Below are 18,196 nucleotides of genomic sequence, written 5' to 3' on the forward strand. Positions count from 1 at the left end.
CCTTAAAGTTTTACGCCGGAGAAGGACATGAAGGCCAACGCCATCAGACCTGCGGTGATAAAGGTGATGCCTAGGCCTTGAAGACCGTCGGGAATGTCGGAGTATTTGAGCTTTTCGCGTACACCGGCCATTGCTGTGATCGCCAATGCCCAACCAAAGCCGGAACTTAGGCCGTAGGTCATGCTCTCAGGGAAGTTGTAGTCACGTTCCACCATCAAGAGAGAGCCACCCAGGATGGCGCAGTTCACGGTGATCAATGGCAAGAACACACCCAGCGCGTTGTAAAGCGGCGGGAAGAACTTATCGAGCACCATCTCGAGGATCTGGACCATCGCCGCAATCACGCCGATGTAGCAAATCAGACCAAGAAAGGTCAGGTCCACATTTGGAAAGCCCGCCCAAGCCAAGGCACCAGGCGCCAGCAGATAAGTGAGAAGCAGGTTGTTGGTCGGAACCGTAATGGCTTGCACAAGCATCACAGAGATACCAAGGCCAAGCGCGGTCGAGATCTTCTTGGACACGGCAATGAACGTACACATGCCGAGGAAGAAGGAGAGCGCAAGGTTCTCAACAAAGACAGCCTTTACGGCCAGAGAGAGAAGCCCTTCCATTAGTGGCCCTCCACAACTTGAATTTTATATTCACGTTTTTCCACCTGCTCTGGTTTCCAGGCGCGAACCGCCCAGATCAGCAAGCCGATGATGAAGAACGCCGAAGGTGGCAAAAGCAACATGCCGTTAGGCACATACCAGCCACCGTTGTTCACGGTTGGCAGGATCGTGACGCCAAACAAACTGCCAGCGCCAAACAGCTCACGAATGAAACCCACAACCAGCAACAACGCGCCGTAACCAAGACCGTTGCCAACCCCATCAATGAAGCTGTCAATTGGCGGGTTCTTCATCGCAAAGGCCTCCGCACGGCCCATAACGATACAATTGGTGATAATCAGGCCAACAAACACGGACAGAGTTTTGGAAATCTCATAGGCATAGGCCTTGAGCACTTGGTCCACGATGATCACGAGGCTAGCGATGATCACCATCTGCACGATAATGCGGATGGAACCGGGAATTTGGTTGCGCAACACTGAAATGAACATCGAGCTGAACCCGGTAACCGCTGTCACTGCGAGTGCCATAACAAAGGCAACTTGCAGCGAAGATGTCACCGCCAGCGCAGAACAGATGCCCAACACTTGAAGCGTGATCGGGTTGTTGTCGACAAGCGGATCGACCAGAAGGTCTCGTTTTGTCTGGGCCATCAGATGCCTCCCGACTTCAGATTTTCAAGGAACGGGCCAAATCCAGCTTCGCCCATCCAGAACCGCACAAGGTTGTCGACACCAACAGACGTCAACGTCGCGCCAGCAAGCGCATCAACATGGTAGTCAACGCCAGCAGGAGGCACGGATTTGGCAACAGTGATCTGCAAGCTGCCATCTTCATCTGCCAGCTTCTTACCACCCCAAAGAGTTTTCCAACGTGGGTTGTCCACTTCAGCACCCAGACCCGGTGTCTCGCCGTGGTCGTAGAACTGTAGGCCAAAGATGTCGTTGCCATTTTCTTCAAGTGCGATGAACCCATAAAGCGTTGACCAAAGGCCATAGCCATGGATCGGCAGGATCACTTTATCCAGAGACCCGTCGTCATTGCGCAGCAAGTAGACCGTAGCGAATTTTGTCTGACGGCCAATGCCTGCCGGGTCGTCACTTAGACGCACGGAAAGCTCAGGGTCAGCCGCCGCGGCGCGGTCATCAAAGGTTGCCGCGTCAAACGCGTCGGTGAAGGTGCCAGTTTCCAGCTCAACCACCTGAGGTTCAAACACACTGAACCCCTCCAGCACGTCCATGCCCGGCTCAAAAAGACCAGCCACCTGAAGAACGTTGGCCTGTTTATCCTTGAGCTTATTCTGCTCCTGCAACGGCCGTAGCGCCACAGACACAGCAGACACAATCATCGAGGCCACAAGACAGAGGCTTACGGCAATGAAGACCGTCTTACCAACGCTGTCCGGCGGAGCCGCCAGAAAGCGGGCAATGGGCCCTTTGTTTTGGTTGGGAGCGTCAGACATTACGACGGGCCCTCCGTTTGATATTTGCTTGCACAACAAAGTAGTCGATCAGCGGTGCAAAGACGTTACCGAAGAGGATCGCGAGCATCATGCCTTCTGGGAAGGCTGGGTTGATGACGCGGATCATGACAACCATGAACCCAATCAGTGCCCCGTAGATGTAGCGCCCCATGTTGGTATGGGAGGCAGACACCGGCTCGGTGACCATGAACACCATGCCAAAGGCGAAGCCCCCGACAACAAAGTGCCAGTACCAAGGCATTGCGAACATTGGGTTGGTGTCGGAACCAATCACGTTAAGCAACAATGAGAAGCCAATCATGCCGGCCATACATCCAACAACCAAGCGCCAGTTGGCGATCTTGGTGATCAGCAGGAATGCCAAACCGATCAGACAAGCCAGTGCGGACACTTCACCGATAGACCCTTGGACAGTCCCCACAAAGGAGTTCATCCAGTTCATGCCGTTTGCGGCCAGCTCCTGATAGCCCTGAGACGCGCCAATCGACAGAGCCGTAGCGCCAGAGAACCCGTCCACCGGCGTCCAGATTGTGTCACCGGACATATTCGCCGGATATGCGAAATAGAGGAAGGCACGCCCTGTCAAAGCTGGGTTGAGGAAGTTTTTGCCGGTACCGCCAAAGACTTCCTTACCGATAACCACGCCAAAGCTGATGCCCAATGCCACCTGCCACAATGGGGCCGCTGGAGGCATGATCAGTGCGAAGAGCATGGAGGTTACAAGGAAGCCTTCGTTGACTTCGTGGCCACGCACTGTGGCAAACAACACTTCCCAAATACCGCCAACAACCAGTGTGGTGATGTAGATGGGTAAGAAATACAGTAAGCCATGTGCAAAGTTTGCCAGCGGGTTTGAGGCGTCAAAGCCTATGCCCAGCAAGGAGATGATCCACGCTCGCCAGCCGGATGGGTCGATTGTCTCGTAAGCCGAGTTTACCTGCAGACCGACATTATACAGCCCCATGATGATACAGGGGATGGTCGCGATCACGACGTAGGTCATGATCCGCTTCATATCGACGTAAGACCGTGCATGTGGCGCGGCTTTGGTCACAGCCTTAGGCGTGTAGATAAAGCTCTCGACCATTTCATAGATCGGGAACAGTTTTTCGTATTTGCCACCTTTTACAAAGTGCGGCTCAATACGATCAAAGAAGTTGCGCAACCCCATGGTTAACCCTCCCTCTCAATCTTAGTCAGGCTATCGCGGAGCGCTTCGCCATATTCATATTTTGCAGGACAAGAGAACCCCACGAGACCGAGGTCTTCTTCGTCCAGCTCCAGAGCGCCCAGCTTTTGCGCTTCGTCTGTGTCCATCACCAACAAAGCTCGCAGCAGTTGTGTTGGCAGGAAGTCCTGCGGCATTAGTTTTTCGAAGGTACCCAGCGGCACCATTGCCCGGCGACCGCCATTCAAATTGGTGCTTAGCGGGTAAAGCTTTTTAGAAAAAGCAGAACCCAAGACGGGCAAAAGGCTATACTTGGAAGACATCGGGCGGATCCAGCCCATCAGGATCTGCTTGTGATCCTCTTCCATAATTGTCACCTGACGGGCGTAGCGCCCCAAGAAAGTGACAACATCTTCTCCTGCGTGGCCGCTCAAAACAGAGCCGGACACCAAGCGTACGGGTAGATCAGATGAAAATTCACCTTTGGTCAGTTCGAGGAGCGAGGCACCTTCAACAGTGCGAACTAATCGTGGCTTGTCACACAGTGGGCCGCTCAGCGCGACAACGCGACTGGCATCAATCTTGCCAGCCTCCAGTAAACGCCCAATGGCGATCACATCATGAAACCCGATGGTCCACACGGTTTTGGACGCCGAAGGTGGCTCCAAGAAATGCATGTGCGTACCAGCCAAGCCAGCAGGATGCGGACCAGAGAAGGTCGCCACTGTCACGCCATCAGCACTTGGCACATTGGCGCCCTGCGCATGGCACAGATACGTTGCGCCGTCGGTCAGTTTTGTGATTGCAACCAAGCCCTGAACAAAGGCATCGCCAGCGTCTGCGATCACAACCTCAGGATCCCCCGCCAAAGGCTCTGTGTCCATCGCGTTTACGTAGATCGCAGCAGGTGCAGCATCCGGTGTCGGAACCTTCGAATAAGGCCGCGTGCGGAACGACGTCCAAAGCCCTGCAGCGCAAAGCCGCTCCACCAGACCGCCCCGGGTAGACACATCGCCTACTGCCGCAAAGTCCTTTGGTTCGGCCGCCGAAGGATCAACTTCGATTTCCACACTAAGCAAAAGCCGCCGTGCGCCGCGGTTGATCGCCTTCACACGCCCAGACACAGGAGAGACGACTTTGACGTCCATCGTGTCCTTATGCGTAAGAATTGGATCACCTGCGGCCACTACATCTCCTTCTGACACGGAGATACGCGGCTTCAGTCCTATATAGTCGCCTCCCAACACGGCCACGGTTTTCACCGGGGCGGCGTCGTGTATCTCTCCCGAGGCCGGCGCGCCGGTAATCGGAAGATTCAGGCCTTTTTTGAGCGCAAAATGCTGCACGTCAATCACATCCCGTCGTTTCTGGTTCGTCTTCGATTTTCTGATCTGTCGCGCATGCCTATACGTGTTCCACGCGCGCGCAACCAGCCCTTAAACTGCCACTTTTCTATTGTTTCTCCCCCTTGAGAGCAATAAAGATCGTCAACAACAATGCGGATACCTCGCAGCCCTGAAAATCCAGGCCACGGCCTTGTTTTGTTCCCGCACCGCACAGAGAACTTCTTAGAATGACCGCTCTCTCTCGACGCAGCTTTATCTTCATGACCTTGGCGCTTGCTGCCTGCAAGCGCGGCGCAGCGGATCTTTTGTTAAGCGGGCAGACAATGGGCACCTCCTACACGGTGGTGGCCGTTGAGCCACCCGGCGGCTTGGATGAAGGTGGTCTCAAGGCCGCCATTGATGCTGTGCTGGCGGATATTGATCAAAAGATGTCCAACTGGAATCCGGTCTCCGAGATTTCTCAGATCAACGCGCTCTCAGCCGACACCCCCCACACTTTGAGCGCCGACATGCTAACACTTTTGAACGCCGCCAATGGCGTACACAAAAACAGCGATGGTCAATTCGATCTGACTTTGGGGCCATTAATAGATCTCTGGGGGTTTGGAGCGCAAAAACCAACCAGCCGCATTCCCAGCGACAGTGATGTGACCGAAGCCATGCATTCCGTGGGGCAGACGAACACTGTCTTGCTGGAAGGCAGCACCCTGACAAAATCCCGTGACGGCACACAGATGTATTTGTCCGCAATTGGAAAAGGCTATGGTGTGGACCGCCTCGGGGACGCGCTGCGCGCGTTGGGTGTCACTGACTTCATGGTGGAAATTGGCGGTGACATCATCACCTCAGGCCAGAATGCTGAAGGCATGCCATGGCAAATCGCCATTGAAACACCTGACGCACGACAGCGCAGCTTCCTCAAAGTACTCGGTGTTTCTAACCTTGGCATGGCCACATCGGGCGATTACAGAAACTACTTTGAGCAAGAGGGCGTCCGCTACAGTCACATCATTGATGCGCAAACAGGCCGCCCAGTGACGCACCCCACAGCCTCCGTGACCGTTTTGACGCAAAACGCTATGCTGGCGGACGCCTGGGCAACAGCCCTACTGGTGCTTGGCAAAGACCGCGGCATGGAAATTGCAGAGCGTCAAAATCTCGCGGCCTTGTTTATCGACCGTGAGGTCACATCTGGTAAGATGCACTTCAAAACCTACGCCACCGATCAATTCGCCAGCATTCAACATAGCTAACCTCTTCAAAGGACACTAAGCGATGGAAACCTTTATGCTCACATTTGTATTGCTGCTTCTGGTCACGCTGGGAATGGCTGTTGGTGTGATGTTTCGTGGGCGCACGATTAAAGGCTCCTGTGGTGGCCTAAATGCCATAAGTGGTGCAGACAAATGTGTTGTGTGCAGCAAAGACATTGACCCGGACAGCCCTCTTCGCGAACGCCTGCAGTGCCCCCGTGCTAAGAAAATGCTGGAGCAGATGCAGGAAGAAGATCGCATCTAACCCCGTTCAATCTGTGGAATTCCGAAGGCGTCTCTTTGAGGCGCCTTATCCATTTGTTGCGATGGGCATCAAGCCCACGCTCAAAAGACACAGCGCAGCTGTCAATCCAAACAGCCAAAGCTGCCAACGCGGCCCCTCCTCTTTCCACACACAGCGATAGCGATGGCCCGCCAAGCAAGCCAAAACAAAAAGCACAGTGGCTAGCCACGGCGAAAGCACAACGTCAGGCAAAAGAAAAATCCCCAAAAGCAGATTCAACAGTTAGGCTGGACACATAGAGACAGAGAATTTTCTACGCAAGGAGCCTTAAATGCCCAGTTCCTATCAAGCCCCGAATCGCAAGTCGGAGGCCAAAACCAAATCCAGGAGCCAAACCACGGACACAAACACGGCCTCCGATGTCGCCACGGTCAAAAATATTCTGGACCAGAAAGGCGACAGTGTTTTTTCGATTCGCCCCCAAGATACGCTCGGAGACGCCGTCAAAGTGCTAAAGGAACGCGGGATTGGGGCCCTTTTGGTCACGGACGCAAACGGAGCGCTTCAGGGCATTTTGTCAGAGCGTGATATCGTTCGAAAACTCGCCGAAACCCCCGGCCAAACGCTTCCAAAACAAGTATCAGAAGTGATGACCACATCAGTGCAGACTTGCACGCCTGATGAACCAATGGTGTCAGTTTTACGCCGCATGACAGAGGGTCGGTTCCGGCACATGCCAATCGCCGATGCCTCGGGGCTTGTCGGGATGGTCACAATTGGAGATCTGGTCAATTATCGCCTTATGGAGCTTGAACATGAGGCGCTGCAGCTTAAGCAACTGATTGTTGGCTAACCCCTGTACAGCCGCCGCGAAAAAACAAAGGGCCGAGTGATCGGCCCTTGAAAATCAAATCATTTGAGAGATTTGGTGCGGTCGAGAAGACTCGAACTTCCACGGGTGTTACCCCACAGCGACCTCAACGCTGCGCGTCTACCAATTCCGCCACGACCGCACTTGCCCTGGTGGGTGAGGGGCTAATACCGCCGCTGGTTGGGGATGTGAAGCGAAAAATGACGGGCACTGATTTTTTTTCCGGTTGGCTGAAGTCAGGTCAAAATTTCCTCATTTCAAACGCTCGACTCGCTACAAAGATTGCACCGTTCCGAAGAGAAGCTTAGGTGGGACTGTGACGGCAGCGGAACGAGGCTTAAAATGGTGGAATGGATTCACTCCGACACTCTGGTCGACTATGACCAAGCACTTTCATTCATGGAAAATCGCGCAGAAGCCATCGCGCGTGGCGACGCAGACGAATGTATCTGGTTTCTGGAGCACCCGCCGCTCTACACCGCAGGAACTTCTGCCAAACGGGAAGATTTGACGGATCCGAATAGATTTCCAGTGTTTGAGGCAAAACGCGGTGGTCAATACACTTACCACGGGCCAGGACAACGGGTGGTCTATGTCATGCTGGATCTCAACAAACGTGGCAAAGACATCCGCGCATTTGTGAAAAATCTCGAAGCCTGGGTAATCGCGACATTGGCCGACTTCAACCTCTCAGGCGAAATTCGTGACGGCCGCGTTGGGGTCTGGATTGCGCGGGACGACAAACCCTTACAGGCCAACGGTCACAAAGCCGAAGACAAGATCGCAGCCATAGGTATTCGGCTCAAACGGTGGGTGAGTTTTCACGGCATTTCGGTAAATGTGGAACCCGACCTCTCCCATTTTGATGGCATTGTCCCGTGTGGCATTACCGAACACGGCGTCACGTCCCTCGTCGATCTGGGACTTCCGGTTACAATGGATGACGTCGACGTTGCGCTCAAACGCCAATTTGGAGAAATCTTTGGCAGCTAGACTCCGTCTCAGAGCAACCTTCCAACTGAGACCACACGCAGCACGCGAACCGTTTGTTAACTATCTCAGAGCTAATCTCAGGATTAGAAACGCTGTCTGTGATGTTGCCTAGCCTGTGTGATTCTCACGTTTCACAATGCGTTTTATGGAAAAAAGGTGGAACACCTTATGCTGCTGCGTACCGTATTCACGTCTGTGTATCTTGGAATAACGGTCCTATCTGGTGCTGCTATTGCCCAGGAAACTGTTGCCAAAATGGACACATCCGTCCTTGGAGAATTGGGCAATTTTGCCGGCCAATCCACGGGCGTTTTGACCCTCCCTTCCCCCAGTCTTTCCCGCACAATCGAAAACAATCGTGCTTTGGAACTTTCGGAGTCTACGTCACCGCAGCACGCCACAAGGCCCGCACGCCGGGGGTCACTAAAGGATAGGATTCGCTTTGAGGTGCAAAACACTGCCATTTACGGTGTATTTTCTGGTGGGGGACAGCCTGGCGCAACCGATGGAGTTGTGGGGGTCGGCGTGGAACGGCCGCTTGACCGTGGATTGGCGCTTAACTTGGAGCTGTTCCAACACACCTCCAAAGCAAGACGCACCGGCAATGCGGAAGATGACACCAAAGCAACCCTGAAACTGCTCTTCCGCTTCTAAACAATTCGCCCCCACCACAGCAGATTCCCCCGCGCCCGATCGTCGCGGCTGCTGTCCATTGGTCCTATTCCGGCGTAAATTGATTTGCACATCGCGCCTCATTGACCGAAACTCCAGTCAAGGAAATACGCGCCAATTTTTTGAACATCTAACGAGGAATCTCTCATGAAGTTTGTTGTTGCAGCAGCCACGGCGGCTCTACTCGTCGCTTCGCCCGCCACTGCCGAAGGCGACGTTGAAGCCGGTGAAAAGGCATTCAAGAGGTGCAAAGCATGCCACTCGGTTGTGAACCCGGACGGTGACGTGCTGTACAAAGGTGGAAAAACCGGACCAAACCTCTACGGCATTGTTGGTCGGACCATTGGCTCTGAAGACTTCAAATACGGCGCAGGCCTCTTGGAAGCCAATGAAGCCGGTGTGACTTGGACTGAAGAGGCTCTGGCGGCTTATGTTGTCGATCCCAAAGCGTGGCTGGGCGATAACGGCTACGCCACGAAGTCCAAAATGTCCTTCAAGCTGAAAAAGGGTGGCGACGATGTTTTTGCCTACCTCGCATCTCTAGCTCCAGCTGCCGAAGCAGAAGTCGAAGAAAAATCAGAATAAGACATACGCATCTTAGCAAAAGAGCCCCACGCAGCGAACACTGCATGGGGCTCTTTTCAACTGGATTGAGCATGCGCCTTAACGCAAAGCACTCAACTGTTATTCCAGCTCAATCAACAGGTCCTTGGCATCGATCTGGCCACCTGCTGAGGTATGAACAGCCTTAATGGTTGCATCACGTTCCGCATGAATACCGGTTTCCATTTTCATGGCCTCAATGGTCAAGAGGAGATCGCCCTCTTTCACTTGCGCCCCCACCGAGACTGCCACAGAGGCCACAACACCTGGCATTGGTGCGCCGATATGATTGGCGTTTCCAACTTCCGCTTTGGGCCGCGACGCTGTTGACGCTTTCACCAAACGGTTGGGAACACGGATAACTCGAGGTTGACCATTGAGCTCAAAGAAGACTTTCACTTCGCCGTTCTCATCGGTTTCACCGATCGCTTGAAGACGAATTTCAAGCGTTTTGCCCGGATCAATTTCAGCTGCGATTTCTTCACCTGGCTCCATACCGTAGAAGAAGGTTTTGGTTGGAAGCGCACGCACTGGGCCATATTGGCGGTGACGCCCCATGTAGTCGAGGAAGACTTTTGGATACATGAGGTAGCCGTTGAGATCCTCATCATCCACCTCAAACCCGTTGAGTTCGTTTGAGGCTTCGGCGCGACTGGCCTCAAGGTCAATTGGCTCGAGGTGTTTTCCAGGGCGTTCGAGGTTCGGTTTCTCGCCTTTAAGAACTTTGTCTATGATGGCTGATGGAAAACCGCCATGCGGTTGACCAAGGTTGCCGCGCAACATGTCGACAACCGAGTCTGGGAAGGACAGATCTGTGCTTGGGTCTTCCACCTCATCACGAGTCAAACCCTGCGACACCATCATAAGTGCCATGTCACCCACCACCTTGGATGACGGTGTCACTTTAACAATGTCACCAAACATTTGGTTTACGTCAGCATAGGTCTGCGCAACTTCGTGCCAGCGTTCTTCAAGCCCAAGACTGCGCGCCTGTGCCTTAAGGTTGGTGAACTGGCCACCAGGCATTTCGTGCAAGTAAACCTCAGACGCAGGGGCTGCCAGACCGCTTTCAAAAGCGGTGTACTGCGCGCGGACGCCTTCCCAATAGTCGCTGATTTCACGCACAGCCTTAATGTCCAAACCGGTGTCGCGATCCGTATTGCGCGTGGCCTCGACAATCGATCCCAAGCATGGCTGCGATGTGCCGCCAGAGAATGCATCCATAGCGGCATCCACTGCATCCACACCAGCATCTGCCGCTGCGAGGATTGTCGCCGCAGCAATGCCAGACGTGTCGTGGGTGTGGAAGTGAATTGGCAAACCCACTTCCTCTTTCAACGCCTTAATCAACACACGCGCGGAGGCTGGTTTCAACAGGCCAGCCATATCCTTGAGGCCAAGCACATGTGCGCCCGCGGCTTCGAGGTCTTTCGCCATATTGACGTAGTAGCTGATGTCATACTTGGCGCGGTTCGGATCGAGGATGTCACCAGTGTAGCAAATTGTGCCCTCACAAATTTTGCCGCTGTCAATGACCGCGTCCATGGCCACGCGCATGTTCTCAACCCAATTCAGGCTGTCAAACACACGGAACACATCAACACCGGTTTCGGCGGCCTGCTTCACAAAAGCTTCAACCACGTTGTCTGGATAGTTAGTGTAGCCCACACCATTGGAAGCGCGCAGCAACATCTGGGTCAACACATTTGGCATAGCCACACGCAGATCACGCAAACGCTGCCATGGGCATTCCTGCAAGAAACGATACGCCACATCAAAGGTCGCGCCGCCCCAGCATTCCACAGAGAACAGATCAGAAAGATTGGCGGCATAAGACGGCGCCACTTTGATCATGTCGATAGACCGCATACGAGTTGCGAGTAAGGACTGATGCCCGTCACGCATGGTTGTGTCTGTCAGAAGCAGCCTTTTCTGATCTTTCATCCAATTGGCAACAGCCTGTGCACCATGCTCGTCCAGCAAGTTACGCGTGCCAGGTTTGATGTCACCATGTTTGGCCGGAGGCACGGGTTCTTTTAGGTCCGCAGCCGGCATCGGGCGATCAGTGGTTTCCGGATGCCCGTTTACAGAGATATCGGCGATATAGGTGAGTACTTTGGTGCCCCGGTCGCGACGCTTTTCAAAGTTAAACAATTCCTCAGTCTCATCAATAAACGTGGTCGTGTACTGATTGTTGAGAAACGTCGGGTGCTTCAGCAGGTTTTCGACAAAAGCGATGTTGGTGGACACGCCCCGCACACGAAATTCGCGCAAAGCACGATCCATACGGGCGATAGCCTTCTCCGGGGTTGGGGCCCATGCGGTAACTTTGGTCAGCAATGAGTCGTAGTAGCGCGTGATCACGCCACCTGCGTATGCAGTGCCGCCATCCAAACGGATGCCCATTCCGGTTGCGGATCGGTACGCTGTGATGCGGCCGTAGTCCGGAATGAAGTTGTTTTGTGGATCTTCCGTGGTCACACGGGTTTGCAATGCGTGACCATTCAACCGGATGTCGTATTGGCTGGACTTTCCGGTGGCTTCCGCCAGAGATTTGCCTTCCGCAATCAGGATTTGCGCCTGAACGATGTCGATACCAGTGACTTCCTCAGTCACAGTATGCTCGACCTGCACCCGCGGGTTCACTTCGATGAAGTAGAACTTGCCGCTTTCCATATCCATTAGGAATTCGACGGTCCCGGCACATTCATAGTTCACATGGGCGCAGATTTTTCGACCCAACTCACAAATCTCTTCGCGCTGCGCTTCAGACAAGTAGGGCGCAGGGGCCCGTTCCACCACTTTCTGATTGCGGCGCTGCACGGAACAGTCACGTTCATACAGGTGGTAGATGTTGCCTTTGGTGTCGCCAAGTATCTGAACTTCCACGTGGCGCGCACGCGTGATCATCTTCTCTAGGTAACCTTCACCATTGCCAAAGGCGGCTTCGGCTTCCCGGCGACCTTCCAAAACCTTCTCTTCAAGTTCGTCTTCACTAAAAATCGGGCGCATACCGCGACCGCCGCCGCCCCAGGATGCTTTTAACATCAGGGGATAGCCAACGTCAGCGGCTTCATTCTTTACCGCATCCATTTCGTCACCGAGCACATCCGTTGCGGGAATGACTGGCACGCCTGCTTCAACGGCAACCTTACGAGCGGAGGCTTTGTCGCCCAGCGCACGCATGGTTTCCGCCTTCGGGCCAATGAAAGTGATGCCATTGGCCGTACAGGCATCCACAAAATCCGGGTTCTCAGACAGCAGACCGTAGCCCGGGTGGATCGCATCTGCGCCACACTCCTTGGCCACGCGAATGATTTCATCAATACTCAGATAGGCAGCTACCGGCCCTAACCCCTCACCGATGCGGTAAGCTTCGTCCGCTTTAAAGCGATGAAGACCAAGTTTGTCTTCCTCAGCAAAGACCGCCACGGTCTTCTTACCCATCTCGTTGGCAGCGCGCATCACACGAATCGCAATTTCGCCACGGTTGGCAATCAGGATTTTGGAAAATTCAGGCATCGGCAGGGTCCCCTCTATGGCACTGTCGGTGTTTGACCGAATTGCTACAAGCTCGCCGCACCGCAGCGCAATACCCACTGACCCTGATTCTGAAATATTTCTGTTACATTTTGCGCTCGAGTTGTTTCCGAACGGAATAAAACTACCGTGAACAGCGTTTCTGCGCAGTTGAATTGCGCAAACTCTCACGCCATGTGCTTAATAATCAAAATATGGAATGTAAAAATGCTGACCCGTCGTCGCTTTTCTCTGACCCTTGGCTTGCTCACCCTGATCCCAGCTGGCGCCTTTGCAGATTCAAAAACACTCACCGCTGAGGAGGCCTATGCCCGCGTGCAATCTGGCGAACTGATCCTGATTGACGTGCGCACCCCGCAAGAATGGCAGGACAGTGGCGTGGCCGAAGGGGCCTGGCCGCTTGACATGCGGGAACAGGACTTTGGCCGTTGGATCATGGCGACACTGAAACGAAACCCAAACCGCGATGTGGCAGTCATCTGTCGATCCGGCAACCGAAGCGGCCGCTTGATGGAGCTGTTTGCACAAAATGGCATCAACGGTGTGCTGGACGTTACCGAGGGCATGCTTGGCGGCCCGCGTGGCAAAGGTTGGATTCCATCTGGATTGCCTATCGTCAGTGCCAATGAGGCTTATGAGGCCATGCCCAAAGACCTGACCGCTAACTGATCCGTTAGAAAGGTTGAAGTCCGTTTGGAACGTCGCAAAAGTGTTCCAGGCCAAGTTGCCCCATATTGGCACGCAGGTCTTGCTGGAGAATATCAACCAAATGCGCTGGACCGCCTGCACCTAACGCCGCAATCGCGTAGTGGAACGGGCGTCCCATCATCACAAAATTTGCCCCCAGGGCCAAAGCCCGCAGGATATCCAGGCCGGTTTCAAAGCCGCTGTCGACGATCAACGGCAGTCTCGTCGCCGCACGGATATTAGGCAGCACCTCAATTGGCGTTGGCGCCGCATCGAACTGCCGGCCCGCATGATTGGAGAGCCAAAGCGCATCCACGCCCATGGCTTCAAGCTTTGCGCCATCTGCCTGGCGCAACACGCCTTTCACAACAAAAGCCCCCTCCCAATTATCACGCAACCACTGCACATAGTCCCAATCCGGAGAAGTGCGCAGCAGGTAACCCGCGTGGGCAGTAGAGCTCAAACCAGACATCTGCCCGGCGTAGTCATCAATCAGTTTCATACGCGGCATGCCTGACTGTGCTGTTGCCAAAGCCCAGGCCGGTCGCATGGCAACCTGCGCAAGTAAGCGGGGCGTGAGTTTGGGCGGCGTTGTCAGGCCGGACCGCACTTGCCGTTCGCGCCGACTTGCGGAAGGGACATCCACCGTCAACACCAGTGTCGAGAAGCCAGCTGCTTTGACCCGCTGCAACAAGTCTTTGCGAATGTCTTCGTCGCGAGGTGGGTAGAGCTGAAACCATCCATTTTGCCCAATATCCGGTGCCAAATCTTCTGGCGTCTGTGTCGCAACGGTACTGAGCGTATAGGGAATATTGGCGGCGACAGCAGCCCGCGCCAAGGTCTTCTCTGCGTTGGGCCATATGAGCCCCGACATGCCTACAGGCGCAATTCCCACCGGAAGATCATAAACTTGCCCCATGAGAGACCCAGACACCTCTGGTGCGCTCTCGCCATGCAAGATGGACGGTACAAACAAGACCTCATCCAGCTTTTGACGATTACGCGCCTTTGTGTGTTCTTCCCCTGTAGCGCTATCCAAATATTCCCAAACAAACTTGGGAACGCGCTTTTGGGCGCGACTGCGCAAGTCGCTCAAGGCGGGGTATTGGGCATGAAAATCCATATGGGGACCGTCATACGCCCTATGAAAAATGTCCAGCGCGACTTGCATTTTGGCCGCTCAACCTTCAATGGAACATAAGAAGAACAGGCTTTTGCCTCTCCGTGGTTTGCGATAGGGTGACGTCCATGAGCAGTTTTGACGAATTTGACGCCTTCGAAGGTGCCTCCCTGTCGGCGCGGGCCATGGCTCCACGCCCGATGCCTTATCTTGACCAACTCAACCCCGCCCAACGCGAAGCGGTTGAGAAACTGGACGGTCCGGTTTTGATGTTGGCTGGTGCTGGCACCGGCAAAACCAAAGCCCTGACTGCGCGGATTGTGCATCTACTCAACACCAATCGCGCACGGCCAAACGAGATTCTGGCAGTGACCTTCACCAACAAAGCTGCGCGGGAAATGAAAAACCGTGTTGGCAACATGTTGGGGCATCAGATCGAAGGCGTGCCGTGGCTGGGCACTTTTCACGCGATCTGCGTGAAACTTTTGCGCCGCCATGCCGAACTGGTGGGACTGAAGAGCAATTTCACGATTCTGGACACCGATGATCAATTGCGTTTGCTCAAGCAATTGGTGGCCGCAGCCAATATCGATGACAAACGTTGGCCCGCGCGACAGCTGGCCTCACTGATTGATGGCTGGAAGAACCGGGCGCTGACGCCCGAAAAACTGCCTGCCGCTGATGCAGGGGCTTACAATCACATGGGCGGGCAGCTCTACGCGCAATATCAAACCCGCCTGAAAGAACTCAACGCGGTGGATTTTGGTGATCTGCTTTTGCATATGGTCACGATTTTTCAGGACCACCCGGATGTGCTGGCCAACTATCAACGCTGGTTCCGCTATATTCTTGTGGACGAATATCAGGATACCAACGTGGCGCAGTATCTGTGGCTGCGGCTTCTGGCCTCGGCGCACAAGAACATCTGTTGCGTGGGGGATGATGATCAGTCGATTTATGGTTGGCGCGGGGCTGAGGTGGGCAACATCCTGCGGTTCGAAAAGGATTTTCCCGGTGCGCATGTGGTGCGGCTGGAACAAAACTACCGCTCCACTGGCAATATTCTGGCCGCAGCCTCCAATGTTATTCGCGGCAATGAAAACCGGCTTGGTAAGGAGCTTTGGACCGAGGCTGACATGGGCGAGAAAGTACGTCTGATTGGTCATTGGGACGGAGATGAAGAAGCCCGTTGGGTAGGCGAAGAAGTTGAGGCCATGCAGCGTGGCACGCGTGGCAGTGACCCCAAGTCCCTAGAAGACATGGCGATTCTGGTGCGAGCCTCCCACCAAATGCGCGCGTTTGAGGATCGGTTCCTCACCATCGGACTGCCCTATCGCGTGATTGGCGGGCCACGATTCTATGAGCGTTTGGAAATCCGCGACGCGATGGCCTACTTCCGCGTGGTGGTCAGCCCGGACGACGATCTGGCATTTGAGCGCATCGTGAACACACCCAAGCGCGGGTTAGGCAATGTGGCACAACAGAAAATTCAGACCTCTGCGCGTGCCAACGGCGTGAGCCTTGTAGAAGGCGCTCGTATCCTGCTTGAAGAAAAGGGCATTGGCGGCAAAGGCGCTAAAGAGCTGGGCATCTTGATTGACGGAATAGACCGTTGGCGCAAGCAAGGCACCGCGCCTGTTATCGAGGTGCCGTTGGATGACGACGACGTCATTGATGATGGCGTCACACAAACCACCATGCGGCTTCAGGAAGGTCATGCCGAGTTGAACCATGTTGAACTGGCGCAGGTGATTCTGGACGAGGCGGGTTACACGGCCATGTGGCAGAATGACAAAACACCGGAAGCACCGGGGCGGCTGGAAAACCTAAAGGAACTGGTCAAAGCCTTGGAAGGGTTCGACAACCTTCAAGGCTTCCTAGAGCACGTCAGCCTAATCATGGACAATGAAAGCGAGGATGCGGAGCAGAAGATTTCAATCATGACGCTGCATGCCGCCAAAGGGTTGGAGTTCCCTGCGGTGTTCCTGCCCGGGTGGGAAGATGGGCTATTTCCATCTCAGCGCTCTATGGATGAGACCGGCATCAAGGGCCTCGAGGAGGAACGGCGGTTGGCTTACGTGGGCATCACGCGGGCCGAAGAGATTTGCACAATTTCCTTTGCTGGGAACCGCCGTGTGTTTGGCCAATGGCAGAATCAAATGCCAAGTCGGTTTATTGATGAACTCTCTGACGAAAATGTCGAAGTCCTCACCCCGCCCGGCCTGTATGGTCACAGCGGAGGGTCACGTGATTCTGGCGGAGGCTTTGGCCAGTCAGGGTTGGAAAGCTCTGCCATGAAAGCAGATGGATACAACTCTCCAGGCTGGAAACGTCTGCAATCCCGCGCAGGACAATATGGCACAAGCCAACCAAAAGAAAGCAAGGCCGCCGCAATTGACCTCACAGCAGTGAGCAGCTTTACCGTTGGCGACCGCGTATTCCATCAAAAGTTTGGCTATGGCGCTGTGACCGGAATTGAGGGTGACAAGCTGACCATCAACTTTGAAAAAGCGGGAGAAAAGAAGGTTGTCGCGCGCTTCATCAGCGCGACTGATGACATTCCGTTCTGACCTTGCGTCGATGCCTGGGCGCGCAGTTGACAGTTTTCCGCCAGCTTCGTTGACTGGAGGTCCAGACAGGAGGACCTCATGATTTTCTATGATTGCGCGACAGCGCCCAGCCCACGGCGGGCGCGCATGTTCCTTGCTGAAAAAGGGCTAGAGATAGAAACGCGGCAGGTCGATCTGCGCAATGATGGCCACCGCGCGCCGGAGTTTTTGGCGCTGAATCAACACGGTACGGTGCCGGTTCTCACCACTGACGAAGGGCTGAACCTCACTGAGAACATAGCGATTGCTGGCTATCTTGAGGCCTTTCAACCCGAGCCGCCGTTGATGGGCGCCACGCCAGACGAAAAGGGTTCAGTGCTGATGTGGAACGCGATTTGTGAGTTTCATGGCGGCATGTCGATTGCCGAAACGCTGCGCAATGCCTCCCCTGCCCTCAAAGGCCGCGCGCTGCCTGGGGCTGTCAACTATGACCAAATCCCGGTGCTGGCCGAACGTGGAGTCAAGCGCTTGCAACTGTTTTACACCACATTGGAGAAACGCTTGCAGGAGCGCCCCTGGCTGGCCGGCGACAGTTTCACTATGGCGGATATCACCGGTTACGTGTTTTGCGACTTTGCGCGAATCGTGAAGATGACCCCACCCGAGGAAAACACGGCCACCCAGGCCTGGCTCGACAAGATTTCCTCCCGCCCCAGCGCAAAAGCGTAAGGCCACCATCAACCCACTCTTAGGGCGCTCTTCGGGGCGCCTTTTTTTGTTGTGCGTCAGTGTTTTGGGGAGAGAAGGCAGCGGCGACATCAGGGAGGAGGAGAGATGTCGCCGCGCTTCACACAAAGCGCTCAGGGAGGAGGAGAGAGCGCCTTGATGCCGGTGACCCCGCGACGGGATCGAATTTCAAGTGCGACGGTGCCAGGGAGGAGGAGAGGCACCGTCGCTCTAGTTTCAAGTGCCCTCAGGGAGGAGCGAGGGCGCTTGATACCGTTGGGCCAATGGGCCCGAATTTTGTGCGACGACACCAGGGAGGAGGAGAGGTGC

At 54.7% G+C, this 18,196-nt stretch carries 16 protein-coding genes and 1 tRNA gene; 9 read left to right on the forward strand and 8 right to left on the reverse strand.

The window, feature by feature from the left end; genetic code table 11:
• Positions 1-2 precede the first annotated feature (2 nt).
• The 5 genes from nqrE to QOL67_RS13745 are packed head-to-tail and all read right to left on the reverse strand — an operon-like array spanning position 3 to position 4,608.
• Complete coding sequence (gene nqrE / locus QOL67_RS13725) at positions 3-611, reverse strand: NADH:ubiquinone reductase (Na(+)-transporting) subunit E (protein ID WP_283426548.1); 609 nt, start codon at positions 609-611, stop codon at positions 3-5.
• On the reverse strand, positions 611-1,264 hold the full coding sequence (locus tag QOL67_RS13730) for an NADH:ubiquinone reductase (Na(+)-transporting) subunit D (protein WP_283426549.1): 654 nt from the start codon (positions 1,262-1,264) through the stop codon (positions 611-613). Before QOL67_RS13730 ends, nqrE begins: the two co-directional genes overlap by 1 nt.
• Positions 1,264-2,073 (reverse strand): Na(+)-translocating NADH-quinone reductase subunit C, encoded by an 810-nt coding sequence (locus tag QOL67_RS13735; RefSeq protein WP_283426550.1) that lies wholly within the window; start codon positions 2,071-2,073, stop codon positions 1,264-1,266. Before QOL67_RS13735 ends, QOL67_RS13730 begins: the two co-directional genes overlap by 1 nt.
• Positions 2,066-3,265 (reverse strand): NADH:ubiquinone reductase (Na(+)-transporting) subunit B, encoded by a 1,200-nt coding sequence (locus QOL67_RS13740; RefSeq protein ID WP_283426551.1) that lies wholly within the window; start codon positions 3,263-3,265, stop codon positions 2,066-2,068. The genes QOL67_RS13735 and QOL67_RS13740 overlap by 8 nt, the downstream gene beginning before the upstream one ends.
• A gap of 2 nt (positions 3,266-3,267) precedes the next feature.
• On the reverse strand, positions 3,268-4,608 hold the full coding sequence (locus QOL67_RS13745) for a Na(+)-translocating NADH-quinone reductase subunit A (protein ID WP_283426552.1): 1,341 nt from the start codon (positions 4,606-4,608) through the stop codon (positions 3,268-3,270).
• Positions 4,609-4,835: 227 nt separating this feature from the next.
• Here QOL67_RS13745 and QOL67_RS13750 point away from each other — a divergent pair, with 227 nt between their 5' ends.
• From QOL67_RS13750 to QOL67_RS13765, 3 genes are all read left to right on the forward strand, one after another.
• Positions 4,836-5,861, forward strand: coding sequence for an FAD:protein FMN transferase (locus QOL67_RS13750; protein WP_283426553.1), 1,026 nt, complete (start codon positions 4,836-4,838; stop codon positions 5,859-5,861).
• Between the two features lie 22 nt (positions 5,862-5,883).
• Entirely contained in the window at positions 5,884-6,126 is a 243-nt protein-coding gene (nqrM, locus tag QOL67_RS13755; RefSeq protein ID WP_283426554.1) for a (Na+)-NQR maturation NqrM, read from the forward strand.
• A 310-nt stretch (positions 6,127-6,436) separates the two neighbouring features.
• Complete coding sequence (locus QOL67_RS13765) at positions 6,437-6,958, forward strand: CBS domain-containing protein (RefSeq protein ID WP_283426556.1); 522 nt, start codon at positions 6,437-6,439, stop codon at positions 6,956-6,958.
• Between the two features lie 73 nt (positions 6,959-7,031).
• Here QOL67_RS13765 and QOL67_RS13770 read toward each other — a convergent pair.
• Positions 7,032-7,118 (reverse strand) — tRNA-Leu (locus QOL67_RS13770).
• A gap of 200 nt (positions 7,119-7,318) precedes the next feature.
• Here QOL67_RS13770 and lipB point away from each other — a divergent pair.
• The 3 genes from lipB to QOL67_RS13785 all read left to right on the forward strand — a co-directional run bounded on the left by lipB (position 7,319) and on the right by QOL67_RS13785 (position 9,226).
• The gene (gene lipB / locus QOL67_RS13775) at positions 7,319-7,969 is read left to right on the forward strand and encodes a lipoyl(octanoyl) transferase LipB (protein ID WP_283426557.1); all 651 of its coding nucleotides are present in this window, start codon (positions 7,319-7,321) and stop codon (positions 7,967-7,969) included.
• 525 nt (positions 7,970-8,494) lie between these two features.
• Positions 8,495-8,623 carry a hypothetical protein gene (locus QOL67_RS13780; protein ID WP_283426558.1) on the forward strand — a complete coding sequence of 43 codons (129 nt, stop codon included), beginning with the start codon at positions 8,495-8,497 and terminating at the stop codon, positions 8,621-8,623.
• Between the two features lie 165 nt (positions 8,624-8,788).
• Entirely contained in the window at positions 8,789-9,226 is a 438-nt protein-coding gene (locus QOL67_RS13785; RefSeq protein ID WP_283426559.1) for a c-type cytochrome, read from the forward strand.
• Positions 9,227-9,325: 99 nt separating this feature from the next.
• On the opposite strand, the gene pyc is transcribed toward QOL67_RS13785, so the two are convergent.
• Positions 9,326-12,766: a pyruvate carboxylase gene (gene pyc, locus QOL67_RS13790; protein ID WP_283426560.1), complete on the reverse strand. Its 3,441-nt coding sequence runs from the start codon at positions 12,764-12,766 to the stop codon at positions 9,326-9,328.
• 225 nt (positions 12,767-12,991) lie between these two features.
• Here pyc and QOL67_RS13795 point away from each other — a divergent pair, with 225 nt between their 5' ends.
• Entirely contained in the window at positions 12,992-13,453 is a 462-nt protein-coding gene (locus QOL67_RS13795; RefSeq protein ID WP_283426561.1) for a rhodanese-like domain-containing protein, read from the forward strand.
• A 4-nt stretch (positions 13,454-13,457) separates the two neighbouring features.
• Here QOL67_RS13795 and QOL67_RS13800 read toward each other — a convergent pair whose 3' ends face one another.
• Positions 13,458-14,594: an alpha-hydroxy acid oxidase gene (locus QOL67_RS13800; protein ID WP_283426850.1), complete on the reverse strand. Its 1,137-nt coding sequence runs from the start codon at positions 14,592-14,594 to the stop codon at positions 13,458-13,460.
• Between the two features lie 125 nt (positions 14,595-14,719).
• Between QOL67_RS13800 and QOL67_RS13805 the strand changes: the two genes are divergently transcribed.
• Both QOL67_RS13805 and QOL67_RS13810 read left to right on the forward strand, forming a co-directional pair.
• The gene (locus QOL67_RS13805) at positions 14,720-17,161 is read left to right on the forward strand and encodes an ATP-dependent helicase (RefSeq protein ID WP_283426562.1); all 2,442 of its coding nucleotides are present in this window, start codon (positions 14,720-14,722) and stop codon (positions 17,159-17,161) included.
• 78 nt (positions 17,162-17,239) lie between these two features.
• Positions 17,240-17,869, forward strand: a complete 630-nt coding sequence (locus QOL67_RS13810; protein ID WP_283426563.1) for a glutathione S-transferase family protein — start codon at positions 17,240-17,242, stop codon at positions 17,867-17,869.
• Positions 17,870-18,196: the final 327 nt, after the last annotated feature.

The sequence above is a fragment of the Shimia sagamensis genome, assembly GCF_900182745.1.
GTDB lineage: Bacteria > Pseudomonadota > Alphaproteobacteria > Rhodobacterales > Rhodobacteraceae > Shimia > Shimia sagamensis.

Coding starts and splice junctions, on each gene's coding strand:
- nqrE (WP_283426548.1), bottom strand. CDS start 611: ATGGAAGGGCTTCTCTCTCTGGCCGTAAAGGCTGTCTTTGTTGAGAAC.
- QOL67_RS13740 (WP_283426551.1), bottom strand. CDS start 3,265: ATGGGGTTGCGCAACTTCTTTGATCGTATTGAGCCGCACTTTGTAAAA.
- QOL67_RS13800 (WP_283426850.1), bottom strand. CDS start 14,594: ATGGATTTTCATGCCCAATACCCCGCCTTGAGCGACTTGCGCAGTCGC.
- QOL67_RS13735 (WP_283426550.1), bottom strand. CDS start 2,073: ATGTCTGACGCTCCCAACCAAAACAAAGGGCCCATTGCCCGCTTTCTG.
- QOL67_RS13805 (WP_283426562.1), top strand. CDS start 14,720: ATGAGCAGTTTTGACGAATTTGACGCCTTCGAAGGTGCCTCCCTGTCG.
- QOL67_RS13795 (WP_283426561.1), top strand. CDS start 12,992: ATGCTGACCCGTCGTCGCTTTTCTCTGACCCTTGGCTTGCTCACCCTG.
- QOL67_RS13730 (WP_283426549.1), bottom strand. CDS start 1,264: ATGGCCCAGACAAAACGAGACCTTCTGGTCGATCCGCTTGTCGACAAC.
- QOL67_RS13810 (WP_283426563.1), top strand. CDS start 17,240: ATGATTTTCTATGATTGCGCGACAGCGCCCAGCCCACGGCGGGCGCGC.
- QOL67_RS13750 (WP_283426553.1), top strand. CDS start 4,836: ATGACCGCTCTCTCTCGACGCAGCTTTATCTTCATGACCTTGGCGCTT.
- QOL67_RS13785 (WP_283426559.1), top strand. CDS start 8,789: ATGAAGTTTGTTGTTGCAGCAGCCACGGCGGCTCTACTCGTCGCTTCG.
- pyc (WP_283426560.1), bottom strand. CDS start 12,766: ATGCCTGAATTTTCCAAAATCCTGATTGCCAACCGTGGCGAAATTGCG.
- nqrM (WP_283426554.1), top strand. CDS start 5,884: ATGGAAACCTTTATGCTCACATTTGTATTGCTGCTTCTGGTCACGCTG.
- lipB (WP_283426557.1), top strand. CDS start 7,319: ATGGTGGAATGGATTCACTCCGACACTCTGGTCGACTATGACCAAGCA.
- QOL67_RS13765 (WP_283426556.1), top strand. CDS start 6,437: ATGCCCAGTTCCTATCAAGCCCCGAATCGCAAGTCGGAGGCCAAAACC.